At 53.6% G+C, this 25301-nt stretch carries 23 protein-coding genes and 1 pseudogene; 13 read left to right on the top strand and 11 right to left on the bottom strand.

Annotation, left to right across the window (positions count from 1 at the left end; all coding sequences use genetic code 11):
• Positions 1–14: 14 nt before the first annotated feature.
• From DESAC_RS17065 to DESAC_RS15545, 5 genes and pseudogenes are all read right to left on the bottom strand, one after another.
• Positions 15–202, bottom strand: a pseudogene (locus DESAC_RS17065) (type II toxin-antitoxin system HicA family toxin).
• A complete protein-coding gene (locus tag DESAC_RS14790) occupies positions 183–422 on the bottom strand; it encodes a type II toxin-antitoxin system HicB family antitoxin (protein WP_013707868.1) in 240 nt (79 codons plus the stop codon). Before DESAC_RS14790 ends, DESAC_RS17065 begins: the two are co-directional and overlap by 20 nt.
• A 305-nt stretch (positions 423–727) precedes the next feature.
• Positions 728–1027, bottom strand: a complete 300-nt coding sequence (locus DESAC_RS14785; RefSeq protein ID WP_013707867.1) for a HigA family addiction module antitoxin — start codon at positions 1025–1027, stop codon at positions 728–730.
• Between the two features lie 8 nt (positions 1028–1035).
• Positions 1036–1314: a type II toxin-antitoxin system RelE/ParE family toxin gene (locus DESAC_RS14780; protein ID WP_013707866.1), complete on the bottom strand. Its 279-nt coding sequence runs from the start codon at positions 1312–1314 to the stop codon at positions 1036–1038.
• A 24-nt stretch (positions 1315–1338) separates the two neighbouring features.
• Entirely contained in the window at positions 1339–2004 is a 666-nt protein-coding gene (locus tag DESAC_RS15545; protein WP_013707865.1) for a hypothetical protein, read from the bottom strand.
• A gap of 580 nt (positions 2005–2584) precedes the next feature.
• Here DESAC_RS15545 and DESAC_RS14770 point away from each other — a divergent pair.
• Together DESAC_RS14770 and DESAC_RS14765 are read left to right on the top strand one after the other, a co-directional pair.
• On the top strand, positions 2585–3193 hold the full coding sequence (locus DESAC_RS14770) for a hypothetical protein (RefSeq protein WP_013707864.1): 609 nt from the start codon (positions 2585–2587) through the stop codon (positions 3191–3193).
• A gap of 135 nt (positions 3194–3328) precedes the next feature.
• Entirely contained in the window at positions 3329–3961 is a 633-nt protein-coding gene (locus DESAC_RS14765; protein ID WP_013707863.1) for a PEP-CTERM sorting domain-containing protein, read from the top strand.
• 563 nt (positions 3962–4524) lie between these two features.
• Here the strand turns inward: DESAC_RS14765 and DESAC_RS14760 are convergent.
• Both DESAC_RS14760 and DESAC_RS14755 read right to left on the bottom strand, forming a co-directional pair.
• Entirely contained in the window at positions 4525–4761 is a 237-nt protein-coding gene (locus tag DESAC_RS14760) for a DUF2283 domain-containing protein (RefSeq protein ID WP_013707862.1), read from the bottom strand.
• 63 nt (positions 4762–4824) lie between these two features.
• Positions 4825–5037, bottom strand: coding sequence for a type II toxin-antitoxin system HicB family antitoxin (locus DESAC_RS14755; RefSeq protein ID WP_013707861.1), 213 nt, complete (start codon positions 5035–5037; stop codon positions 4825–4827).
• 556 nt (positions 5038–5593) lie between these two features.
• Here DESAC_RS14755 and DESAC_RS16360 point away from each other — a divergent pair.
• Positions 5594–5764 (top strand): hypothetical protein, encoded by a 171-nt coding sequence (locus DESAC_RS16360; protein WP_013707860.1) that lies wholly within the window; start codon positions 5594–5596, stop codon positions 5762–5764.
• 241 nt (positions 5765–6005) lie between these two features.
• Here DESAC_RS16360 and DESAC_RS14745 read toward each other — a convergent pair whose 3' ends face one another.
• The 4 genes from DESAC_RS14745 to DESAC_RS15540 all read right to left on the bottom strand — a co-directional run bounded on the left by DESAC_RS14745 (position 6006) and on the right by DESAC_RS15540 (position 9715).
• On the bottom strand, positions 6006–6665 hold the full coding sequence (locus tag DESAC_RS14745) for an ATP-binding cassette domain-containing protein (RefSeq protein ID WP_013707859.1): 660 nt from the start codon (positions 6663–6665) through the stop codon (positions 6006–6008).
• A 183-nt stretch (positions 6666–6848) separates the two neighbouring features.
• The gene (locus tag DESAC_RS14740; RefSeq protein WP_013707858.1) at positions 6849–7187 is read right to left on the bottom strand and encodes a hypothetical protein; all 339 of its coding nucleotides are present in this window, start codon (positions 7185–7187) and stop codon (positions 6849–6851) included.
• Positions 7168–8139 (bottom strand): metallophosphoesterase, encoded by a 972-nt coding sequence (locus tag DESAC_RS14735; RefSeq protein WP_013707857.1) that lies wholly within the window; start codon positions 8137–8139, stop codon positions 7168–7170. The genes DESAC_RS14740 and DESAC_RS14735 overlap by 20 nt, the downstream gene beginning before the upstream one ends.
• Complete coding sequence (locus tag DESAC_RS15540) at positions 8132–9715, bottom strand: ATP-binding protein (protein ID WP_013707856.1); 1584 nt, start codon at positions 9713–9715, stop codon at positions 8132–8134. The genes DESAC_RS14735 and DESAC_RS15540 overlap by 8 nt, the downstream gene beginning before the upstream one ends.
• Before the next feature lie 1087 nt (positions 9716–10802).
• On the opposite strand from DESAC_RS15540, the gene DESAC_RS15535 reads away from it, so the two are divergent.
• The 10 genes from DESAC_RS15535 (at position 10803) to DESAC_RS14680 (ending at position 25287) form a co-directional block, all read left to right on the top strand.
• Positions 10803–13988 (top strand): FIST N-terminal domain-containing protein, encoded by a 3186-nt coding sequence (locus DESAC_RS15535; RefSeq protein ID WP_052301974.1) that lies wholly within the window; start codon positions 10803–10805, stop codon positions 13986–13988.
• Between the two features lie 144 nt (positions 13989–14132).
• On the top strand, positions 14133–16139 hold the full coding sequence (locus DESAC_RS14720) for a tetratricopeptide repeat protein (RefSeq protein WP_013707854.1): 2007 nt from the start codon (positions 14133–14135) through the stop codon (positions 16137–16139).
• Positions 16139–17974 carry a serine/threonine protein kinase gene (locus tag DESAC_RS15530; RefSeq protein ID WP_013707853.1) on the top strand — a complete coding sequence of 612 codons (1836 nt, stop codon included), beginning with the start codon at positions 16139–16141 and terminating at the stop codon, positions 17972–17974. Before DESAC_RS14720 ends, DESAC_RS15530 begins: the two co-directional genes overlap by 1 nt.
• 183 nt (positions 17975–18157) lie before the next feature.
• Entirely contained in the window at positions 18158–19789 is a 1632-nt protein-coding gene (locus tag DESAC_RS14710) for a VWA domain-containing protein (RefSeq protein WP_013707852.1), read from the top strand.
• An 11-nt stretch (positions 19790–19800) separates the two neighbouring features.
• Complete coding sequence (locus tag DESAC_RS14705) at positions 19801–20505, top strand: FHA domain-containing protein (RefSeq protein ID WP_013707851.1); 705 nt, start codon at positions 19801–19803, stop codon at positions 20503–20505.
• A complete protein-coding gene (locus DESAC_RS14700) occupies positions 20502–21230 on the top strand; it encodes a Stp1/IreP family PP2C-type Ser/Thr phosphatase (protein ID WP_013707850.1) in 729 nt (242 codons plus the stop codon). The genes DESAC_RS14705 and DESAC_RS14700 overlap by 4 nt, the downstream gene beginning before the upstream one ends.
• 36 nt (positions 21231–21266) lie before the next feature.
• Positions 21267–22259 (top strand): MotA/TolQ/ExbB proton channel family protein, encoded by a 993-nt coding sequence (locus tag DESAC_RS14695; RefSeq protein WP_013707849.1) that lies wholly within the window; start codon positions 21267–21269, stop codon positions 22257–22259.
• The gene (locus DESAC_RS14690) at positions 22246–22926 is read left to right on the top strand and encodes a hypothetical protein (protein ID WP_013707848.1); all 681 of its coding nucleotides are present in this window, start codon (positions 22246–22248) and stop codon (positions 22924–22926) included. The genes DESAC_RS14695 and DESAC_RS14690 overlap by 14 nt, the downstream gene beginning before the upstream one ends.
• 33 nt (positions 22927–22959) lie before the next feature.
• Complete coding sequence (locus DESAC_RS15525) at positions 22960–23772, top strand: hypothetical protein (RefSeq protein ID WP_148231260.1); 813 nt, start codon at positions 22960–22962, stop codon at positions 23770–23772.
• Positions 23773–24180: 408 nt separating this feature from the next.
• Positions 24181–25287 carry a tetratricopeptide repeat protein gene (locus DESAC_RS14680; protein ID WP_148231259.1) on the top strand — a complete coding sequence of 369 codons (1107 nt, stop codon included), beginning with the start codon at positions 24181–24183 and terminating at the stop codon, positions 25285–25287.
• Positions 25288–25301: the final 14 nt, after the last annotated feature.

Here is a 25301-nt window from a genome sequence, read left to right as displayed (position 1 = left end):
GGATGATAAAACGGTTAAAATTTGGGGTTCAAGCCGGCCTGCTTGTATATTTCGTTAGCAGTGATGCGGTCCAGAAGACGATGGCGTTTGACGGGGATTATTTTGACCCCGTTGTGTATATGGAATGGTTGCCGCCCTCCCTGAGCAGAGAGAAACCGTTAGCCTCCAGATATGATACGAGATCATGCTGCTTGATGGACATCGATGATCTCCACCGGGACCTGTTCTATGAGGGCATTGCCCACGGGTATTTCTTTGCCTTGCTGCTGATACGCCAGGATCATTTCGTGGAGGGCGTCCCGCAGCATGGCCCGGCAGTCCTCTAAGTCCCGGCCCTCGGTGACCACTTCGGGCCACTCGATCAATTGTCCTAAATACCCCGACTTGATCCTGGTATAGCGGGCGGTGCAGTTGGTGAGCATCGTTGTCTCCCGGAGGTAATATATTTTTACTATAACGAAAAGCGCCATGTTGGGGAAGAAGCGGTCTTACTTTTCCGGCGGTGGCGGTGAGTTAGGGGGCGGCCCGGCTTCTGCCGGGGCGACGGGGTCTTGGAGATACTCGGGCAGCTTGGTATGTTCGCCGGTATAAGCGCATTGGTAACAGTTCAGTTTTCTGGGAGTATAAGGCGGTCAATAGATTTACCCCCCTTTATCCCCCCGTAAACGGGGGGGATAATTCCCTCCCCGTTGACGGGGAGGGCTAGGGAGGGGTGGTTTTTCATCTTTTACTCAGCTAGCTGAACTGTTACCAGGCTTTTAACTTTGAGATTGCCTCGGTGTTGCTCTGCCTTCCAAAGATCGAACATGACCTGCTGGTTCAGCCAGCTTGCAGCCGTGGTATCAAAAGCCAACGATAACCGGATAGCCATTTCCGGGCTGATGCCGGCCCGGCCATTGACAATGGCAGATAATGATTTCCGGCTTATCCCCAAAGCTTGAGCAGCCTCGGTGATGGTTAAGCCCAAGGGTTCCAGGCAAAGCTGCTTGAGAATTTCTCCAGGATGGGGTGGGTTGTGCATAAGCATTTTAAACCTCAATGATAATCTTCATAATTAACGTTATAGGCATCCTGCCCGGTAAAACTAAAGGTAAGCCTCCAGTTGCCGCTTACCTTTACCGCCCACGTGTCTTGACGATCACCAACCAGTTCATGCAGATGCAAACCTGGAAGGTTCATATCATGGGCACAGGAGGAGGCATGGAGACGGCCCAGGATGAGACGTAGTCTTCCGGCATGTTTTGGCTGAATGCCGGCCACGCTGCCATCAAGGAAATAACGTTCCAGGCCTTTGTGTTTGAAGCTGACAATCATTTTTAGAATGTAACCTGATAGGTATCAAGTGTCAACAATGGAGAAATTATCTCTTTGTCGAAATTGCTTTCGCCGCCGCCCCAGGACCGTCAGCACCGCCTGGATGTCGGTGGGGGGCTCGATCTTTTCTGGCTGGCTGGCGTCTTGCTCATCTTCTTGCCACGGGGCCCGCTCCCGGACGTAGGCGGTCAAGACCTCCATGATGGTCCAGTAGTCCTTGTCGGAGTCGTGGGCGATGCGCTCCAGGGCGTAGATGCCCCCCAGGCGCACCTCCATCTGGTCGCGGCCCAGTTGCTCGATGGCCTTGGTGAAGCGGTCGGTGACCTGGCCGTCTTCGGAGATTTGCACCTGCTTTTCGATGGCCCGGATGCGGCGCAGGGTGAGATAGACCCCGTAGATTAGGATGACGCCTCCCAGGATCTGGGCTACGGTCTTAATGGCGTCAATTTTGTTTTTCGCCTGTTCGGACGGCTCCGGAATAGCAGGAAAATCTATCCATAAATACATGAGCCAGAACAGAACAATAATAAGAAGGCCGGCCCCGGCGTATAGGACGTTTTTTTTGGTAAATGTAATGACTGTCTCCCACTTTTCCACCAGTTGATACAGCAGCCAGGCGAACCCGGCGGCCAGGGCGATTGCCGCGGGCCACAGCAGGATTTCCGGCACCAATTTCCACCAACCGACCATTGCACCGTCCTCCGCATCCGTGGTGGTTATGATACGCCCTTCCCGGCTCGGCTGGCAAGGATATTTCTTGGGGGGGCGAACGGATGGCCGGACAGGGGCGTATAGGGGAAGTGATTAAGGGATGGCGGGCGCGGCCCGCCCGATGATTTTTGTGGCCCCCGGGAGTTTGGGAACAAGACTTGGAACAAAGGTTCTTGCCCGTAAACTGGCAAGGCGGAGGCGCGGTGCTTTATCACGCCACGGGCTCGGGCGGTCTCATCGTAGGCCACCGAGAAGGCTATGTTCAAAATAACAAACATTATATTTAAATAATTGAACATTTAATAAATTATGTATATCGGGCGATAGATTATAACATATTCAATTAATTAGCATATTTATGTAGATATTTTAAAGTGTCGTGATGGCATGATCATTGCTTGATAATTGTATGGAAGCAAAGCCAAACCCACCGTGCGACAGGGGACGGCAGGCCGGCGGGTTTTAAAAGGGGATGGCCGGGTTTCCGGGAAAGTTATTGGAGTTGGTTTTTGGGAGAAAAACCTTATTGCGCCAATGTATACATAAGGAGGACAGCGTCATGAAGAGATGGTCCATCTTAGTTATGGTATCGGTCTTTCTCTTGGGCCTGGGAGGCATGGCCCAGGCCACCCTGGTCAGCACCTTTGACAGCGATACGGAAAACTGGACCACCGAGGGAGCAACCTCCCCAAGCTGGACCAGCCCCGGCTTTATTCAAGCCTATGACAACGCCGGCAGCTGGTGGCGCTTTGTCTCCCCTAACGGCTGGGATGGAAATTGGAGCGGGTATATCGGCGGCAGCATTTCCTATGATATTGTGCCCATCAACAATAATGCCAACCAGCACGAGCACAATATCGAAATCTGGAGCGGCAGCAATTACATGTATTGGGGGGTCGCCAACGAACCTGCCAAGGGGGTATGGACCACGTTTACGGTGGCTTTAACCGATGCCAATTTCACCGAGGTGGGAGATACTTTTAGCAATATCTTGCAAAACGTGACGGCCCTCAAAATTTTAGGGGATCTGAGGGGCGGCACCGGCACCGGAGACACTACTGGACTTGATAATGTCAGGGTGAATGCTATTCCCCTTCCCGGGGCGGTGTGGCTCCTCGGTTCCGGGCTTCTGCGTCTGTTGGGCCTACGAAGGATCAGGAGGAATTAACCGAATTGCCAAGATATCTTGGCACGTAAATTGCCTTATTTGAGAGCGAGGGCAAGGGTGATTGCTTCGGCGCCCCATTCTCCCGGCTGTCTGAGAAAACAACTAAATGTATCAAACAAACAAGGAGGATTGGTTATGTTTAAAAAAATGACCGTGTTGGCCGCCGTCGTTGTCGCCCTGATGTCCTTCACCCCCGCCTATGGCTATTTCATCACCAGTACCGGCGACTCCGCCCTGTCCGGCGCCTATGTGGATGATATGTCCATGTGGATTCCAGGGGATTGGATCGCTGCGTATCATCTATTGCCTCCCAATCAGAGTTATATCGCGGTGGATAACCATTTTTGGTTTGACAGCACCTATAGCGGTCAATGGAACATGACCGGCCAGTACCTGGACAACGGCACGTATAGCGATGAAGGCTTCTCTGCCTTAAAGATAGGCTTTGGCGGGGGAACCTCGGCCTTTGGCTTCCACTGGGGCGCCTCGGATTATCAATGGGCCTTGACCGCCTATGACGCCAGCGACACTGCCATCGAATCCTACAGCCTGCCCATCACCCATGCCAGTAGCGCCGGGGAGTTTTACGGCATCGCCGCCAGCAACATCGCCTATGCTTTGTTGACCAATGTTTCGGGTACTTATGACTGGGTCATGATCGATGACCTGCACATTGCCGCCAGCGCCGTTCCCGTGCCCGGGGCCCTGTGGCTGCTGGGAACCGGTTTGGTGAGACTCTTGGGCCTACGCCGCAAAATATCCCGTTAGCCTGCACGCTCCAGCGTTCTCAGGCAGCCGGCAGCGCAGGGTCCCCGTGACCCTGCCTTTTTTTTTCGGGGGAAGACCTCCCCCAACGCGTACTTGGGGGGCGGGACGAACCCGGTGGGAGATTTTATCCAACCTAGCCCGGATAATTCACCAAAATCCCATATACCCGGTGGCACAGGCTTTCCAGCCTGTGCAAAAAAACAGTCTGTATTTCAGGTAAGTCTGTTAATCCATGGCATTAAAATGAGTTAGCTATCTTTTTCAAAATATCATGAATAAAGCGGGCTAGTCGATTCCAAACTACAAGCAGCGATGAAGTGATTAAAAAAGTAATGAAAGGCGGGATGCGCTTTTGCTTTCCCGCCCAACGCTGCTTATACCAATGGCAAGGCCTAGCGTTGAGCCTAACTGGGCTCCCATGTAACATTTGGGAAGCAGGCGCAAAAAAGCAGAGTGCGGCGGGCGCGGCCCGCCCGATGATTTTTGTGGCCCAGCGGGAGCTTGGCGGGCAATTGTGTTTCCAGGCAGGATCTTGGGAACAAGGCCTGAAAACGAGGTTACCCTTAAACCAGGTTCACTTCTTGGCGGCGGTCTAGCACCTCATTAATCACCACCAGTTTTCCAGCATCCGCTCCTAAGAGCTGGGAATTGGCGTTCAGCAGCTCTATACCGTAGATCGTGCCGTCGGGGGCCATATCAATGTTTAACTCTTCGCTGACCCGGATGGTCTCCACCTGGGAGGTCTTTTCCTGCAGGCGCACATAAGCAATATTGTAACGGGGATCATAGGTTATCTGCATGATGTAATTTCCTTAAATTTAACACGATCATCTCTTAGCAATTCTTTCAATCATTTTGCCTAGTCAGGCGTACATCAGCCGCCGTCCTTTGGGCTCAGGGATGGGGTCGCCGAATTCCGTGGCGGTGTCAATCCACAACTGGATAGCCTCTTTAATATTGGTAAGGGCCAATTCCTCGGTGTCGCCATGGGCCATACAGCCGGGGAGTTCTGGGACTTCGGCCACAAAGACGCCGTCTTCGTTGCTCCAATAGATAATAATTTCATAGCGTGACATCTTAGAGATTCTCTCCCGGTTTATACTTTAATATAACTGAACGAACTTGCCGCACTTGGTATTCCTTGGCCTTGTTGTCGTCTCTCGGCAAATTGATTTTTTCTTCAATGCCCGCTTTTCTAAAAATAAGATGACTTCCCCTTTACCGTTCAGCACAACCCAAACGGAGCAGCAATTGGCGTAAATCGCCAAAAAAGATGTTGGCATCTGAAGCCCCGGTCAAAATCTGCCAAAGAAGTTTTTGATACTTCCCCATTCGCTTCCCAGATTAATGGAACGGAAAATGATGTAAATTTATTTACTTGTACTTCAGCTATCTGAGATAATAGATCAGGAACATGGTTGGCGGTGCCCACCCTACAGCACCACAGCATCGAAAGACCCGTCTGTGCCGAATTTCGGATCGTAATATAGCAAGGACAAAAAACACCCTACAGCACCACAGCATCGACAAAGCCGTCTGTAGGGGCGAATCTGGTATTCGCCCCAAACAACTGAAGTGTTACATTTATTTTATCATTCTGGCCTGCCCAAGTGCAACTGGGAGCGAGGATAAATGGGGAAAGAGCATGACCAAGGCGTCCGTACTGCAGATTGGCAAATTCCTCCAGTCATTTGGCGGTTGGTGCATATCCCATTGCCGATTCGTGGTCTTACCCTGGATGGGGGAGTCACCAGGGAGGAGGGTAAGGACATCTTTCAGGTGATGGTGGAAGGGGCGCATTAGGGTAACTGTTAAGATTAAGTGTAGCAGAGAGAATGGTATTGGCCAGCACCGATGCGAAGGATGGCATTGAATTAGCTGAGGGGTAAGGAGTGAGGGGGAGATGAGCGGCGGGCGCGGCCCGCCCGATGATATTTGTGGCCCCGCGGGAGCTTCTCGGTTAATGGCGTTGCCAGGCAGGACCTTGGGAACCAGGATACTATTGCCACATTGCTGCGTAAGCATGCCTTTATTGATACAAGGGTTATCCGGCGGATTCCACCAATTCCAGGCGGGGGCCTTCGTCATCCCGGCGGGGGGGCGTCAGGCGGTAGATGCGGTCGGCGTATTCCCGGAAGAGGTTGAGGTCGTGGTGGCTGATGACCAGGATCTGGAAGTTGAGTTTGGCGGCGATGGTGTGGATGATGTGCATGAGGCGGGGGACGAGGTCGGGACGGAGCCAGCAGTCCTGTTCGTCCAGAATGAGGAAGCGGCGGTGCTCGTGTTCGGGGAGTTGCGAGAGGGCGATGAGGCGCAGGCCCACCGACATGATGTTGCAGACGGAGCCGCCCTGGCCGGTGAGGATGTCCTCCCGGTCGCCTTGGCGTTCCATGGCGAAGGTAATGTTGATTTTGCCCTTTTTTACCTCCCGGGCGGTGATGACCCGGAGGTCTTGTTCCAGGATTTCTTTGAGGGCGTAGGTGAGGTTGCGCTCCACTTCGTCGAGGATGTCTCCGAAGAGGTCCTGGGATAATTGATCCAGGCGGGCGGCGAGGCGGGGCTCCAGGGCCAGGAACTCCTCGCAGACCTGGATGTGGCGTTGGTGGTCGGCAAGGCGTTCCTGTACGGCGCGCTGCTGCCAGCGCAGGGTATCGAAGCGGCGGCGCACTTCGGCGGGATGGGCTAGCGGGGTTGACAAAGGCATGGGCGTATTTACCCTATTTATAATAGCTTGCTTTTCAAGGGGCAAGCAGGGATGGTGGGCAGTGCCCACCCTACATAGCTAAACATCTTATTCACCCCTCACCCCGACCCTCTCCCCTCAAGGGGCGAGGGGAAGAAAATAAAAGAGGTTTGGGCAATTGGCATAGGGGGGGAGTGTCTGCCATCAGGACTCCCCGCCACTGCCCGGCTCTTCGATCTTGGCCAGGGAATCTTTTACTGCCTGAATATGCTGTTCGTATTCCTGCACCCGGAGTTCGTTCTCCTGGCGGCGCTCTTCCAGGATTTTTTCCAGTTCGGCCAGATCGCTGGTGCCATATTCGGCCACGGCCTGTTTTTCCAAGTCATCCAACTGTTTTTGCAGGTTGGCGATATCCTGGTCGGTTCTAATCTTTAAGGTATCCAGGTCCTTATATTCTTTCTTCAGGGTCTCCAATTTCTCCTGCACGGCGGTATCTCGGGGTGAGAGGTTCCCGGCCGGAGACTCATTCTTGGTTTTCTTCACGCATTACCTCCTCGTAGAGCTCCCAGATTAAGGCGTCAATGGGGTCGCCGGACTGCAGATTGGCCGTCAAAAAAGTCTGCAGCCCGAGACCCTCGCTGGTCTTGCGCATCATGAGATTTTCCAGGCCCTTAATGAACCGCGATTCATCCAGGTCATCAGGGGAAGGTGACTCCCGGTCCACAAAGGCCGGGAAGACTTCGTGAAAGGGACGGTGCGGGATGGGCAGGGTCTCCAGCTCCGTTTGCCCCGGACGCCAGATAGCGGCCACCGGTAGCTTGTTAGGGGTCTGGGAACTCAAGGCCACCCGGCTGATGCTGCCGGGATTGCACCACAGGGTTTCCCCCCGCTGGACGGGGGGCTTGGGGGTGTGCAGGTGGCCGTTCACTACCAGATCGACGCCGGGGATGGGCCGCAGATGCACCCGGCCGGCGGTGTAGTCGGGAAAGGTCAGGTCGTGATGGGTCACCCAGATGACATAATCGTGGCCGCCCCGTTCCACGGTCCTGGGGATGGGCGTCCAGTCCGGGGAGGCTCCCACCAGTACCCGGCGGCCTCCCGCCACCACGGTGGCCACCGGCCCCGCTGCAGCCAGCAGACGGATGACCCGGGCGGCATGGAGCACCATGAGGGAGACATCGGGGGTGAGGCGGGCCTCGTGCTTGTCGTGGTTGCCCACCAGTACCCAGGGGATCACGGGGCGGAAAAGGTCCATGAGGGCCACCAGCAGGTAATTGGGGTTGTTGCGGGGCACGTGAAAGAGGTCTCCCAGGATGATGGGCAGGAGTTGGTGCTCCCGGGCCGTCTGCAGACAGAAATCCAGTTTGGCTAAGATACTTTGGGAGTAGTCGTCCAACCGATAGCCGGGGGGCGAGGCGGCCACGTGGGGGTCGCCGATGAAGAGGATGCCTTCAAAAGGGCCAACGGTGGGGAGCTGCAGGGGAGTATCAACCATGCACATCGTCCAGGAAATGAACCACGTCCAGGGGGCTGCCGCACAGGGGGCAGACCCCGGTCTCCCCCAGGAAAGCGGCGATGTCCTGCCGCTTCTCTTCCAGAGCCGCGGCCAGGGCCTCGGCTTGGCGCTGGCGCTGCTTTAGGGCCGCAGCGGCGCGGCGCAGGGCGGCCAGGGTGGCTTCCAGCTCGGCCACCGGTAATAGAACGGGGGCCTCGGGCAACCCAGTGAGGGTGTCCTGCACCCGGCTTTGTTGCTGCATACGGCCTTGCAGCAGGGCGATCTGCGCCGCCGCCTGTTCCAGGCCGGCCAAATCAGCCAGGTCCGGCGGCAGGGACAGGGGAGCCAGGATGGTTCCACGCTTTTGGGCCGCAACGGTTTGCTGACGGCACTCCCGCAGGCGGGCGATGAGGGTGGGAAGCTGGCTGACGTCGGCTACCTCCGGTGGGGCGGTGATTGCGGCCAAGAGGACGGCCCGGGATTGATCGCGGCCCAGACGTTGCCGGGTAGCGGCCAGGGTGGTGCTTACTTCTTGCAGGTCGGCCACCGGTTCGAGGGACGGCGGCGCAGCCAGATCAGCCACGGCGGCCTGTACAACTCGGCTGCCGGAAAGGCGATGCTGTACGGCCTTCCCCTGCTCCAAGCATGCCGCCAAGGCCTTGGTTTCCTGTAGGGTTGGCAGGGGAGTGAGCCGACCGAGCCTTCGGGAGGCCAGGCGGCTCTGCTGCAACCGGGCCGCGGTGTGGTGCAATTGCTGCTGCAGCCTCTCTAACTCCCTCACTGCCTCGAGGGAAGGGGGTGACTCTAGTTCGTGGAGCGCTGCGGCTCGGGCGGTCTGGCGCCGCTGCTGAGCCTGGGAGGCCTGGAGTTTCCCCAACATTGCGGCCAGAAGGGGGATGGCCTGCTGCGCTGCCTGAATGGCAAGATAATCCGATTCCGCAGTTTTGAGAACGGCTTTCACGTCGTCCAGGGGTTCGTAGCGGGCCAGCTCCTGTTCGGCCAGCTTCTTGCCCTGGAGGTGCTGCTTGTGCTCCCGCTTGATGAGGTCGGTGCGGGTTTTCAAGGCCTGGCGCATTTTTACCAGGTAGTCGGCTTCGGTGGAGGCGGCAAAGAAGGCGGCGGCCTGGGAACCGGTCTGATCTAAGAGAAATATGGGCTGCCGCTGATTGCCGATGTGGATATCGATGCTGCCGCTCTCCGTCTCCACCATCCCCAAGCGCAGGAGAGAACTGACATCCTCGGGAACGTCCCGCCCCAATTTATAATATTCTTCCCGGTGATACGGACTGCCGTCACCGTCGTTGTTGGGGGTGAGGATGGCATAGGCGGCGGTTTTTTCCGTGCGCCGCCATTCGATGATCTCCCCGGAATCCAGTTCCAGGGACACCACCGCCTGTTTGGCCCCATGGCGGATGACGTTCTTGGGGCTGGGGTTGTTTACCGCGGCGCGGATGGCCTCCACTACAGCGCTTTTGCCCACGTTGTTGGGGCCGGTAATTACCGTTACTCCGGGGGCCAGCTCAATGCGGGTGTCCTGGTGGGCCATGTAGTTTTGGATGTGGATAGTTCTGATCATGGGATTATTGTCGCTGGCCTGATTCCCTGCACTGATTCAGTCTGATACGATATTGCTTAGCTCTACGGCCCGGTAATGCCTCCAAACAGATACCGGCAGGGCGCCTTGCCTCACCCAGGCTTTCCGGGCCATAAAGCCGGAATAACTTGCGTAAAAATGATTTAATCACCCCTTTCCATATCATGGTAATGACGATAATTCAAGTATGGCCGTTTGGCAGTGGGCGGTGAATTGCGAGGTTTCTGAGTCATCCTTCCCCTCTACCTACAGTCTCCTTAATGCTTGTTTGAGCCCATAAATGGAAAGTAATACTTCAGCTATCTGAGATAATAGATCAGGAACATGGTTGGCGGTGCCCACCCTACAGCACCGCAGCATCGACAGACCCGTCTGTAGTCTGTAGGGGCGAATCTTGTATTCGCCCCAAACAACTGAAGTGTTGCAATGGAAAAAATGAATATTAAAAATACTTGATGGAACAGCTAAAATAAGTATAATATATCTTAATTAATTATCAATTTTGATGGAATCCTGAAAAGCCATTTTCATCCTTGATGCCTCAATCTGACCTTTTCGACCAGACTTTCAGCAGATTACTAAAAGTATTGTTCTTTCTCGCCTTGCTTAAAAACTAATTTCAAGCTCATTGTCAATAATTCTCGCTATTCTTTTTTTGGGTTTCAGGCCAGCTAATCGAAACCTTGAACAGGTGCGGTTGGTGAAAACCTTCAGCAAAATTGCCCAACCAGATCCACAAGCCCTGGCCGACGCCATTATCTATGGCCTATTAAATAAAAATTGAAAAGTCTAAAAAGAGGAGTGACAGACACTATCGTTTCCGATACAATAGCCTCTGTCATTATTTACTTGGGTAATACAGCATAAGATAATAGTGTCTATTCTCAATATATAAATGTTTAGCGGTCGCCTCAATGAGGGAAATCTTATGCAAGGGAATTATGGAGAATACATATGATTGTGAGCTAAGACGTAATGTATTTCCCAGACAGGGAACCGGGTCATCGGATTCCAAATGGGTAGCGACCGGTTAGAATTCTCAATGTCGACCGAAAAGAGAGAGTTTTCTATGGCAAAGCACCCGGAAAAACTCCATGTAGGCTATGGCACGGCCGCAGGTAACAACAGCCTGAGGGTGGGGAGGGAGGCCGCGCAAGAAGCGCTGCATGCCATCCCAGGGTCTTTTCCTACCGCGGTGTTAGTCTTTGCCTCAGTAAAATATAACCTGGTAGAGGTGCTCCATGGAATCCATGAGGTAATTACGAATGCGCCGGTCTTGGGCGCCACCACCGCCGGGGAGATTTGCAACGCACCCCAGAAAGAGAGTGTGGTGGTTATTGTCCTCGCTTCCCCCTATCTGCGGGTTCGGGTTGGGGTAGGGCAGGGAGTTTCCCGGGATTGGCGGCAGGCGGTGAATGAATCGGTGAGTGCGCCGGATCTGGCACCTCTCTTCTCTCCGGCGGACAGCCGGATCTGGCAGGAACTGACCCTGCAGGGCAAATCCGTCTTTGCGCTGTTATTCTCTCCAGGCAACACCAAAACGGCTGATTCGCGCAGTTTCGAGATCTTAGAAGAGTTGAAGCGGCTTTCCTTAGGCAGAATACGCATTGTTGGCGGTTCCGCAGCCGATGATTGGCGGCTGGAGACCAATTACGTCCTGTGGGGCAAACGAGCCTATCCTGATAGTATGCTGCTGGCGGTTTTTGAAACCCAGTTGCGCTTCGGTATTGCCATGGCCCACGGTTTTCACCCTACTTCCCGGAGAGCTACGGTAACCCGCTGCGGCAATCATCAGGTGCTGGAGTTGGACGGGCAGCCGGCAGCCGAGATTTACAGCCGACTCCAGGGCACTTCTTCTGAAGCTTTGGCAGGTAAACACCTGAAGCTAACTACCGGACAGCCGCTAGGAACCCCCATGGGCTGGGGAGAATACAGCATCAACATGGCCAGTTTTTTTACGGCCGCCGGGGGAGTGAGGTTGGCCCAGCCGGTGGCCGAAGGCACCACTTTGACCATAATGGAGGCAAATCAAGAGGAGCTTATTGCCGCGGGGGGAGAGGCGGCCCGCAAAGCCCTGCTGCGCCACACCATCACTGATCCGGGCCTAGTCCTGGTTTTTGTCTGCGCTCTCCGGTCTCCTCTTCTCGGCGACCGGAATCGGGAAGTGATCGACACCATCAAGGATTTGGTGAAACCGGCGCCGGTGGTGGGGTTTTACAGCTTTGGGGAACAGGGGCTGGCCGATAATGGGACCAACCAGCACAATAATTATGTGATTTCGATGTTGGTGCTGAGTCGGCAGTTATCCTACGGCGCCCAGGTGTCTCTGGAGAATGAGCGCCTGCGCGGCGATCTGCTGACGACGCGGGATCAATTGCAGCGTCTGCTCTCCTGCAGTCCGGCGGTAATCTATTCTTGTAAGCCTTCGGGAAATTACGACACTACCTATATTAGTGAAAATGTTACTAAACAATTGGGCTACGAACCTCGTGAAATTACAGAAAATCCTAAGTTCTTTGGTCTCCATATTCATCCAGATGACTGCCCCCGTATTTTCGCAATGGCAAATGGTTTACCGGAGAAGGGATTCCTTTCCGTCGAATATCGCTTTCGGCATAAAAACGGCAGTTGGCGGTGGATACGCGATGATTTGACCTTGATCCGGGACGCCCAGGGCCAACCGCTGGAGATCATCGGTTACATGCTTGACGTCACCGAACGGCGGGAAGCTCAGGAGTTGCTTAAGGATAATGAACAATTCCTGCAGGATATTTTTGATAGTATCCCTGATGTCTTGGACATCCTCGCCTTGGATCTGACCATCATCCGGACGAACCAAGCCGGACGGAGATTTAATAAACAACCGTCGCTGGGAAGGAAATGTTATGAAGTTTACCATAGCCGGGAGGTCCCATGTGAACTATGCCCTGTGCAACAGACTATCCGGACGGGCAAGGCCAGCCGGGGAACAGTCGCTATACATGTAGCCGGGGCTGGCGACCGGTTTTTAGAGATTCGTTCTTTTCCAATGATGAATCGCACTTCCGGCCAACTAGCGGCGGTTATTGCACATGTGCGAGACGTCACCGAATATAGGAGGGCCCAGGATGAACGGTTGCAGTGTAGCAAGCTCGAGTCCCTGGCCACCTTGGCGGGGGGCATTGCCCATGACTTCAATAATATCTTAACCGCCATATTGGGCAATATCGGTCTGGTCTTGCTGCAGGAAGTAATCAAAAGCGAGGTCCAGGACCGGCTTATGCAGGCCCAGCAGGCCTGTTTTCAAGCGCAAACCCTGGCCAGGCAACTGCTCACTTTTGCCAAAGGCGGGGCGCCCATCAAAAGGATTGTTTGCCTGGCAAAGTTGCTCAAAGAATCGGTCACTTTGACCTTATCCGGCTCCAATACTCTTTGTGACCTCTCCATCCCGGCAGAGCTTTGGGCGGTGGAGGCCGATGCCGGACAGCTCGGTCAGGCCTTTAGCAATCTACTGATGAATGCCGATCAGGCGATGCCGGAAGGCGGAGTTGTCAAGGTTGCGGCGGAAAACTTGATCGTTCAGGCAAAATCGGCGTTAGCCCTGCCGGGAGGGAAATACGTGAAATTAACCTTCACCGACCAGGGAATTGGCATCTCTCCCAAGTACCTGAATAAGATATTCGATCCCTATTTTTCCACCAGGCATAAGGGCAGTGGCCTGGGCCTCACTACCGCTTATGCCATTATCAAAAACCATGCGGGAATTATTCAGGTAGATTCACAGGTGGGGATTGGCACCACGTTTACTGTCTATCTCCCGGCCACAGAGAAAGAAACCGTTCAGGATGAACCGAGGTCGGTGGAGTCAATCAGGGGGCAAGGAAAGATTCTGGTCATGGATGATGAGAAGATGGTTCGAGATGTTTTAGGCCGGATGCTGATGCAGTTGGGGTATACCGTGGAGCTTGTCTGCGAGGGCTCTCAAGTTCTCGAAAGATTTGTCCAGGCTAAGAAGTCAGGAAGTCCTTTTGATGCGGTAATTCTGGACCTGACAATTCCCGGAGGCCTGGGGGGCAAAAGTACAATCCGGGAGCTGCTTAAGATAGACCCACAGGTGAAAGCGATCGTTTCTAGCGGGTATTACGATGATCCGGTAATGGCCAATTACCAAGACTATGGTTTCTGTGAAGTCATCGCCAAACCTTATAGAATTACCGAACTTGGCGAAATTGTTCGAAGAGTTATTACAGACAGCGGGAAATTAAGATCGGGCTAGGAGCTCGATACCAAGAGAATAAGTGAACCATGCTATCTTTTTGAGCTGACTACTTTCCCGGAAGAATTATTTTATTGATTTTTTCGACCGGCTGACCGTATAAAAGAGCTAACAGTATTTGAATACATTTGCCGAGGGTCAACCATGGTCAGGAACCGATACAGTCGAAAAAAATCTGTCTGTTTTTACGGCTTCTTGCTCTTCTTTGTCTGCCTGGTTACCTGCGAGCCGGCCATCGGTTACGGCTTCGAGCTCGCCGCGGCAAGCGTGGTGGACAGTTCAACCCCGGAGATCGGTCTCCTGGCTCAACGGCAATCTGAGGAAGACTGGGAAGACCGGGATGATTATTCCCGCCGTGCTTCGAGCCGCCGGCGGGGTTCCTCGAGATCATCAGACCTGGCAGTCATGGATGACTACAATCAGGGCGTGGATTATTTTCATACCAAGCAGTACGACTTAGCCGTTGCTACCTTCAGTAGAATCATCGCCAATCATCCCGATCATGTGGAATCCTACTATAATCGTGGTTTAATCTACACTCTGCTGGGAAAAGAGGAATTGGCCATTGCCGATTTCGGTACGGTTCTGCGGTTGGACCCGGTCCGCCCCGCCGCTTATTACAATCGTGGCATGGCTCACAGTCGCCGAGGTCGTTATGACCAGGCTATCGCCGATTATAATCGTGCCCTGGAACTGAATCCCGGTGACGCCCAGGTCTACCATTTGCGGGGTATTGCCTATTCAAAATTAGGGCGCTCTGATCTGGCGAAGGAAGACTTTCAGAAGGCCCGGGGGCTGCAGATACCCGTGACCCTAGAGAGTGTGCCGCCTGCATTAACTGATGAAGCTCGCCCTTCCCGGGAAGTGCGGGAATCAGCCCCGCCCGAGCAATTCATTACTGTCCGTTCCTCCCTGGATCGCAGCATCAAACCGATTTATAACCAGGGTGTGGACCACTTCTTCAATAAACAATATGACCTGGCGGTGAGCGAATTCAGCCAGGTCATTAATGCCCATCCAAACTTCCCGGAAGCCTACTTTAATCGGGGGATGATTTATGCCCTCAAAGGTCAGGACGAACTCGCCATTGCCGATTTTAATGCGGTTTTGAGGATCGATCCCAACCGAGGGGATGCCTATGTCAACCGCGGTATGGCGCAAGTGAGGCGAGGCCGACTGGAAAAGGCGCTGGCCGATTTTAACCGGGCATTGCAATTTAATCCTTCCGACGCCCAGATTTATCGGGCCCGCGGTAATGTGTATGACATGCTGCATAAGACGCAACAGGCCAGGGAGGATTTTCAGAAGGCCAAAGAACTGTCTGGCCGAGTTGCTTATTCACCCCCGTCCGCCCAGGATACCGCCATCCCTGTGCCGCCGAGTACCCGGCCGGTTGTCGCTCCCTCCGCCGGGCCCGTCGCTCCTCCGGAGAGCGCTGCTGATCAGGCCGCCTGGGACAAAATCCAAAATGCCCTAAAAATCAATCCTAAAAATGCCGATGCTTATTACCAGCGCGGCGGCCTGCAGTTAAAGCGGGGTAAGATCGACGATGCGATTGCTGATTTTAGCAGGTCGCTGGAACTCAGACCGAAATTTGTCAAGGCCTATGTTGATCGGGGGACGGCTTGGGCCAAGAAAGGTCAATTCGACCAGGCCCTGGTAGATCTGAACCGGGCTTTGGATTTAGATCCCGACTCAGTGGAAAGTCTGAATAACCGGGGTGGCATCTATGCCCGTCAAAGCATGTATGACCGAGCCTTGTCTGATCTGAACCGGGCCTTGGATTTGAATCCCAATTATGCCAAGGCCTATTATAATCGGGCCCAGGTATACTATTTTACCGGTCATCTGCAGCAAGCCGTCGCTGACTTGGAAAAAGCCGTCTCCCTTGATCCCAAGGATGCGGATGCTTATTATAATCGCGGCCTCATCTATGATAAGAGGAAACAATACGATCTGGCCATCGCCGATTTCAATCAGGCCCTGGCTTTGAATCCGAGGCTGGCTCAGGCATATTATGATCGTGCGGTGGCTTTGGAAAAAACCGGCCGTCGCCAGGAAGCTCTAGACTCCTACGAAGCCTTTCTCAGATGCGCCCCACCGGAACTTTCCGGGCAGATTGAAAAGGCGCAAAACCGGCTGAATCGTTAATGAAACCTCCCGACCTGAAAGACTATAAGATTATCGATTCCCGGCCCGGTGGGATGGGGGTGGTCTATATTGCCGAAGATCTGGCCCTCGGTCGGCTGGTTGCCCTCAAGTTTTTACATTCCTACCTGATCCAAGACCGGCAATTATTGGAGCGGTTCCGTTACGAGGCCAGAAACCAGGCCAGATTAAATCATCCTCACATCACTATGGTCTATTCCTTCCAGCAGACTGCCGAACAGGCCTTCATTGTCATGGAATATTTGGACGGCGAAACCCTGGAGGCCTTGCTTAAACGTCGCAAACGCCTTACCGCCCAGGAAGCTCTGACGATCTTCCGTCCGGTGTGCCAGGCCATACATTATGCTCACAGTAAGGGAGTCGTGCATCGGGACCTCAAGCCGTCGAATATCGGCATTACTACTGATGGTCTTGTCAAGGTCATGGATTTTGGTATTGCCCTCAACCTGAAGGAAAGCCATCGCTTGACCAGGACCGGGCATACCCCCGGAACCCCGCTTTACATGGCGCCGGAGCAGATATTGTGCCAACCCTCGGACCACCGGGTGGATATCTATGCCCTGGGTGTCACCCTGTACGAGACCTTGAGTGGACAACCGCCCTTCCAGGGTTCGGATTATGAAATCATCGTCTCGCATATCAATCAGCCCCCCGCCTCTCTCTTGAGACTTGGCCACGCCGACATTACTCCGGCCCTGGAGAACGTCGTCTTTAAGGCTATGGCCAAGTCCGCCGATGACCGTTTCGCTTCCATCCAAGATTTTTTCCAGGCCCTGGAAACTTCCCTGAAAAACCGTTCTTCCGGAGATATTCCGGCTGCGGGGTTCAGCGAGAAGGCCACCAAGGTAGCGCCCTGGCTCACCAAAACGGCACCACTGTCCTCCCCGACTTCCTCCCTGCTAACATTCGTGCGGAAATATCATCTGCCGTATGTTGTGCTGCTTCTAATAGCTATTATAGCCTCTCCCATCATCTATAACGCCTTGACCAGGGGACCAGACCACGATGGGGCGGTACCTCCGCAGCTTATAGCAAAACTTCCGTCTCCAGCCGAGTCACTTGCACCATCCGGGAAAAATATTTCCCCACCATCCTCTGAGCCAGGAACTTCCTCACGGGGTGGGTTGGGAAAGTCTGTGAATGGTCCGGGTGGACCTCATCCAAAATCCCCGAATCAGAAGCAGTTGGCGGTCTCTAACAAACCCGTGGCGCCCACCTCAGATAGCCCGGCTGACCTTCCTCCACCTCCTGCGCCCGAAACGAAACCGCCTAAACCTTCAGATCCACCGCCAACCCTGGCAGCCAAGCCAACGCCTCCGCCGGGCCTGACCTCAACCGAAACAAAAAAGGATACTCTGACAGAGCCTCAGCTTCTCAGCCCTAATGCTCCGACCACGGCTTCCCGCCCAGTTCTCCGGGTTTCTACTCCCGCTCCGGTGGTTCCCGAGACAAACCAGCCAATCACGGCGCCAGCGACACCTCCGGTTAATCAAGAAAACAAAAAACTGGTCTTGTCCCAAGCCATAAAAACCAAACTTCGGGACAGCGGTTTCCCTAATATCGAGGTTTTGCTTCAGAAAGATAGAATCAAGGTTGCCGGTAAGGTAAAAAACCCCGAGGATCGTACCAGAATAATCCGTCTGGTCAACGGCATGAATCTCGAAGTGCCGATGATTTTCGACGACTTAACGGTGATTAAGAAGAAACCCCCGAAAAAAACAAAGAAAAGAACCCGGTCGCGGGAAGACGACTATGAGCGGACGCCCGTAGTGGAGGAACCTAGAACTCCCTTGCCACCGAAATTTTCCGGCGACTGATCAATTTCTTAATTGGCAGTCGGGCAAGATTCCAAGGATAAACATTGAGTTATACTGTCGGAGGCAGAGCCTTCGGTAACCTCACCGAAGATTTATGGCTGAGTTGTCCCGGACCTGGCAGTATTAAGGGTTGCAGCTGCTTACTGCCGAGTTAATGATCATGCTGTGCAGGGAGGATTTACTGTGGTAATATGGCGGGTTTTGGCATTCTTGCTAGTATTTCTCTGTTGGGCCCAAATGGCCACGCCTGCGGAATTAGGTGCACTCCACGTTTTGGATATTCAATCCAAACCGAACCACGCAGTGGAGATGATCCTGTCGGTGTTGGATAAAACCGGCCGGCCCATTAAAAATCTGACACCGGAAAATTTCTCTCTCAGTGTCGAGGGTCAGCCCATCAAAGACTTCTCTCTGGAACCTATCTCCAGTGCCAAGAGCCCCTTAAGCGTGGTTCTGGCCATCGATGTCAGCGGCAGCATGAAGGGCGAACCCATGGCCGAAGCCAGGAAGGCCGCAGCCATCTTTCTCGATGAACTGGAAAAAGATGATCACGTCGCCTTAATCACGTTTGGCCAGGGGGTCTATCACCTGTCAGATTTCGCCGCCAAGAAGCACGAGGTGCGGGAGCAACTACAGCATCTCGAGGCCAAAGAGCAATGGACCTGGCTCTATCAGGCTACCCTGGAGGCCATGGAAAGAGCCGTTCAGGCACCAACTACCAGGGCAGCGGTGATATTGCTCACCGACGGCAAGGACGAAGGCAGCCCCGTGTCCGAAGAAGCCGTCTTGGATCGTATCAAAGGTGCCCAGGTTCCTATATACGCTATGGGGTTTGGTTCTAAGGCCCAGGTTGATTACTTGCAAAAAGTTGCCTCTGCCAGTCAGGGTGCTTTCCTCTCTACTCCTCAGGCCGCAGATTTAACTAACCTGTATCAGACGGTTTTAGACTACCTGAAAAATCAATATATCTTACGCTTCACCTACGAAAACCCGGTGGGAGTATATACTTCCCAGCTCAAATTATCCGTTGCCGGGCAGGAATTGAGCACCCAGCGTCGGTTCCTGTATGTGGCCGCCGAACCGCAGCCCCAGCCGCCTCCGGCCCCTATTATTATCCCCCAGGTCCCGCCGCTCCCGGCACTAGAACCTTCGCCTCGGGCAACCGCTCCGACTCCCTTACCTGAACCGGTCCAGCTACCTCAGCCGCCACCGGAATGGTGGCAAGAGCCCTTATGGCAGGGCTTAGTGGCCGGGGTTGCCCTGTTGGGTCTGGGGCTTCTTATCTGGTTCCTGGTGCGGCGCTGGAAAGTAACCTCTAAACTTCCCGAACCGGTACGCGTTTTGCTTAAAGGCAAGGCGCACTCGGTGATGGCAACCTCCCCAGGGAGTGGATCCAGTACCTCCACCCGGGTCCTCTTCTCCCCCGGTGAAGTGGGCCTGCGTCTGAACATCCCGCCGGTGCCGATATTCTTTGCGCTGCTCGATTCCTCAAAGAATCTCCACTATCAGGAAATCATCCTGACGCGTTACGACGACGAAAACCCGGCTCTTTATGATAACGCCCGAATCTACCTGCTTTTCTCTGATAATACGGTCTCCCGGCCCAACCCGCAGCGCGCCGGTCATGCCCGCATCTTCCTTGATGCCGAAACGCAGATGTACCATCTAGAGGATTTGGGTAGCTTTAGTGGCACAAAGTTAAACGACAAACCCATATCCGAAGCAGCCCCTCTGGAAGATCAGGATGCCATTACCCTGGGCGGCGTCAGCCTGGCCTTTTATGATCGCCGACCCTTAACCGGAACTCGTTATTAAGGAGCGATCACATGGGCAAAGACCATACGGGCCCTGATCTCCTCAAGAAGCTGGCAGAATTGAGGCAGCGGAAACAAAAAGCGCCAGCTTCGCCCCTGAGTGGGCTAGATGATATTTCAATCCAGCCCGCAGAGGTCCCATCCTCGCCGCACCCGCAGGTGGGCATCGAGTCTTCCGGCCAGGTTGACGGTCAGAAACGGCTTGAAGAATTTATTGAAAGTCTGCCGGAAACGGCAACACCCCTTCCACCTGCCTCCGGTGCATCCCTCTCTACAGAAAGCCCGCCTAGCGCCTTGTCGCCCGAGGCTGACCGGGGAGGCTTACCTGAGATAAACGAAACTAGTGACCGCGAACTTCCTCCCCATATTATTGCCCACCTGGTCCTGTTGGATATTGGTAGTCCTGCGAAGGGAGGGCGGGAACTGCCCCGATATTTTACTCTCAAGGAACAACGGAGTCTTCTGGGGCGGCACCGACAGGCCCATGTGCATCTCTTTGATGCAGCCACCATAAACCCTAAGCACGCCCGGATTGTTTTTCAGCCTCTAACCGATGACCTCGGTTTTATCATCCAACCTATCGGCGAGAGCGTGGTTCGGGTTGGTGGCCGGCAGATTGATTCCCAGGGGGTTTTACTCAAAAACGGCGACAGCATCAATCTGGGAAGCGCTAGACTCCTCTTTTTTTACAAAGATATCTTGAAAAACGGCTTATGAAACTAGGTTACAGCTCGCATCCGGGAAAGATTCGGCCCCATAACGAAGATTTCCTCCTGATTGACCAGCTCTTGGGACTTTACCTGGTTGCTGACGGCGTTGGCGGCGCCCAAGGGGGCGAGGTAGCCAGCCAGTTGGCCGCAGAGAGTATTCAACAAACCATTCAGAATGGACTCAGAGAATCCCCTGAACCTGATTTTTCGGTTCTTTTACAGCAGGCCTTTGCTGACGCCCATGCTGCAGTGCTCTCCCGGGCCGAAGCAGACCAATCGCTGACCGGCATGGCCACCACCGCGGTAGTAGGTCTCCTGACTCCGCCAAAACTCCACATTGCTCACATCGGAGATAGCCGCGCCTATCTTATTAACAGCCGGGGTATCATGCCATTAACCGAAGACCATTCCTATGTCAGTCAGATGGTGAAATCCGGTCTGCTGTCTCCCCGAGAGGCCCAATCTCACAGCCTGCGCCACATTATTACCCAATGTTTAGGTTGTCCGGAGTATCAAGGTCCCGACATTAAAAACATTGATCTGATTCCCGGAGATATAGTCCTCCTGTGTTCTGACGGTCTTACCGATATGGTTCCTGAAAAGAAAATCAACAAAGTCGTGCGCCGCAGATCGGACTATCTCCAGGAGGCGGCTGATAAGTTGGTTACCCTGGCCAACAAGAATGGTGGCAGGGATAACATCTCAGTTATTCTGCTGGTCCCGGACTATTAGCCGGTGGTGCCAAAATCCTGAGCTTGAGGTGGCAACGTGAAATCGAGTCTGAAAAAGATCGTCATCGAGTCAAATGCCTTCGTTTTTCTTGCTGCTCTCTTCTTAACCGGCCTGTTCTATCTGACCATCTCTTTTTTCAGTTCCGATTCCTTCCTGCGCAGCTTCTTTTTCCGCTGCTGGTATGTCCAGGCGCTCACCACCTGGTTATTTTTCACCGCCTTGCTTTTTGTCGTCAGCAAGTCTGTCGACCTCAAGAAAGAAAGCCGAATTTTGGATACCAAGGTCTCCATCGATCAACTTCAGGAACAGATCACGCCGGAATCGGCGCAAGAACTGCTCGAGGCCATTCAGGGTTTGGCGATTACCTACGACAATCCCATCAGTTTCCGCCGCTTGGGCGAATTGTTGTGGGGCTATACCTACGGGGAGGAGGTGGTGCGTCTCAATCAGGAGTTATCACGCCGGGATCTGGAGCAGATTGAAGGCGGCCATCTCATCCTGAACGCCTTGAAACAACTCATTCCGGTCTTAGGTTTTCTGGGGACGGTGGTAGGGCTCTCCCTGGGCATGGCCAAATTCCCCGAGCTTTCTGAAACTGCCGGTAATATCGAAGCCCTCCGCACCCTTTTAAAAGACCTGGCTGCCTCCCTGAGCGTCTCCTTTGATACCACTCTTCTGGCTTTGGGATACACCATTATCGTGGTGATGTTGTCTTCCCTCTTGCGCCGGAAAGAAGAGCTGTTTGTCGATCGGGTGGATGAAAAAGCCCGCGTCCTGATCTCCCGCCTCTCCCACGCCAATCCTGATGTTACGGCCCAACCCAGACTATTAGAGGCCTTCCTGCGCGATCTGTTGCAGAAATTCCTGCACCAACTTGATCAGGCCTTTAAACAGACGGTGCAAAAACTGGAACCGGGATTTACCGAACTCATTCACCACATGGAGGGATTGCAAAAAAGCCTGAACAATCCGCCCCGTTACGAGATCGTCGTCCAACCCTTGGAAGGGAACCGGCGTGAAAGACAATGATAATGTTGAGGTACTGCTGCTCCTGGTCTGCCTGGTGGGTGTGGTGGCCTTTCTGGCCTTTTCCCTGGCCACCTTAAACCTGGGGGCTGCCATTGAAGAACGCAATGAAGAGCTGCCCGACGTTGAGTCTCTCATTCAGCAGCGCCAGGGTCTGGCCGTCACGAAAGAGCAGCTTCAAAACCAGGGGAAGGCCCTGCAAGCCAAGGTTGACTACCTCAGGGGTAAGATCAGCGCTGAAGAAAAGAAGATCGCCAGCCTGCAGAAAGAACTTCCAGATCATACCCTGGCTGAGGATATTGCCCGGCTTAGGAAGGAATTGGCCGACCTGGAACAGAGAAAAGTACAACTGGCCCAAGACAGAAAAGATCTAAATGTCTTTCGCTGGCGCGATTTTAAAGGCGCTACCACTCTCACCAACCCGTTGTTTTTAGACTGCCAGTCCAGCGCCGCCATTATCTATCCGGGGAAGAAAGCGCTCCGCCTGTCCGATCTGAATAAAAAAGAGGCCTTAAAAGATACAATCGGCGGTCATGACGGCATCGTCCTGCTAGTCCGCCCCGACGGCTTTAAAACCTTTGCGGCCGCTTTCGAGAAGGCTAAAAAAACCGGTCTAACCCTGGCCTATGAGCCTGTAAACGCGGAGTGGCAACTGGAATTAGCCTACTAAGGGACAATCATGCGAAGGCAGCAGTTTTCTTTCATGGAAATGTTTCAGGACCCGATTTTTACCATCATCGGCATCATCCTCCTGGCCACCACCCCCATGATTATTCCCGGCGAGCCCAGATTTATTGATCCCAGGTTGCCGATCCTTCTCAACGAAATTGACTTCCTCAATCAGGACCTTAAGGCTGAGCAGGATGCGAACCACCAATTGACTGAGGATCTCGGAAAACAGCAGGACAGATTCCAGCAGACGGAAATTCAGGCCAAACAATGGGAAGACCGGGCCCAAGACCTCCACCAGCAGACCAGGCTTCTCCGCGAGAATCGTGACCGGCTGCAAAAGGAAGTGGCCGCCAAAACCAGAAAAGTCACCGCCCTAGAACAGGAAATGCAGCGCTTGGGCAACAGGGGCCAAACCAAAGGGAGCTTCCACGTTGTCACCGAGTCTTCCCGAGATGATTTTTACTTTCAGGTCATTAATAAGAAACTCTATCCCGTCAACAAGGACTTTTATAATTCCAAGGATATGTTTGCTACTGTGACGGGCGGTAATATCGTCCCGGTCACGGTCAAAACGAGAAAACCGAAAATCGCCGGCGTGACCCTCGAAGACCTGCCGAAGCCTGAAGGCGCCTTCCTGAAGACTTTGAAATCCTTAAATAAAAGCAATGACCGGGCCATCTTCCTGGTTCACAAAAATTCTTTTGCCCTCTTTCGCCAGGCTCGCGACCTGGCCTTCCAACAAGGCTATGAAGTGGGCTGGTGGCCCTCTATGAGAGATGAAATCGTCATCGGCAGCATCAGCCGGGATGAACGCATCGGCGGCACCCCGGCGCCGGGGAACTGATTGGCATCTCTGCGGATAGTGTTTTAATACGCTGATAGTGCTCGATCAAAGGAGGAGACAATGAACTGCATGGGATTTAGAATTGGGTGGTTAAAAGAGTTCGACAGATTTCTCTGCCATGGCTTGCTCGCCTGCCTCCTGTTGGCAGCCCTGTTCAGTCTCGCTTCATCTACCCTGGCCCAAACTGACCAGGAAGTCACCCCGGCCCTGGAACAGGCCCTGCTGGCAGAAAATTGGCCCCAAGTTTGGGAACTTCTCAAGGACGTCAGCCCGCAAACCCCCTCTCCCGTACTACGTCTCCTTAAAGGGCATGCAGGCCTGGCTATAAATAAAAACAATGAGTCCCTATGCCTATTCTTGAGCGCGTCCTCTCCCCAAGACCGGGAGACCTGGCGATTATTTTCTGACATGCTTGCTCAAAAGTATCCCACCAAAGCAATTACCCAATACCTGCAAGGAGATGCCTTGGCTCGCAATAACCAGCGGGAGCTGGCCATGGCGGCGTTTGATAAAGCCTTATTCCTGTCACCTGAGAACAAGCATGTCCTGACCCTGAATGCGAGGGGCGTAACCCAAGCAATGAATGAAAATTGGTTGCAAGCCATCAATGATTTAGAAACCGCAGTTGCAATATGGAAGAATTTTGCCGAGGGCTACACTAACCGCGGGACCATCAATATTCGCAAAAAGGCGGGGGCCGAAGGGGCTCTCCGTTGGTTTGGCCTTGCACTGCAGAATTCTCCGGACTATTGCCTAGCCTTTGTAGGACAGGGGTGTGCCCAGGTGGCTTTAGGGAAGTTGGAGGATTCGAAGAAGATTTTCCAGACGGCGAAGGAAAAAGCTGGTTGCGGCTTAGGCATCGTGGATGGCAATATCGGCCGCATCACGGCTTACTTGGGGGGATGGGAAGAAAAGAAACTCATACGTATGGCCAAAGGGGAATTCGGTACCGAATTATCCAAACGCTTTAAAGAATTTACTCAGAATCCTAATCAGATAACAGCCAACAACTTTCATTCTGCTCTCAAAGTAGCCGAGAAAACTGATATTAACATGTACAATAAAGCTATAACAGAATTAAAAACCTATAGTAATATTACGCCCGGGGCCAAAGATAAGCTGGCACCATACATCAATAATGGATTAAAAACGAATGTCCCGGGTGGCTGGGGGGAATTCGCTGCAGCAACTATCCCCCAAGATTTCAAGTTTGAATTGAGCAATAAGGCAGGGGTCAATCTCGGACCCATCGGTGTTGAAACTGGCAAGGGAATAGGCGCGGGCGTTGGGGGGCTAGGCACCCAGGTCCATCAGCTCAAGACCACAAATCAGAATTTCAACACTTGGAAAGATATGAGCACAGCTCTTGGTGGCGCTAAAGTGGATATCGGTGGTGGTCAGAGAATCGACATTCAGGGGAATACTTATGGTGGTGTCACCGCCAACCTAAGTGCCGCGCACCTGGATGAAGGCGATTGGCCCTTCGAAGTGCCCTTCGCCTTAAGTTATGAATAAAAGATCCTGACAGG

Origin of the sequence: Desulfobacca acetoxidans DSM 11109 (assembly GCF_000195295.1) — a bacterium.
Classification (GTDB): domain Bacteria; phylum Desulfobacterota; class Desulfobaccia; order Desulfobaccales; family Desulfobaccaceae; genus Desulfobacca; species Desulfobacca acetoxidans.
The sequence above is the reverse complement of the archived record's forward strand: the minus strand, read 5'-3'. Positions and strand labels throughout refer to the sequence as shown.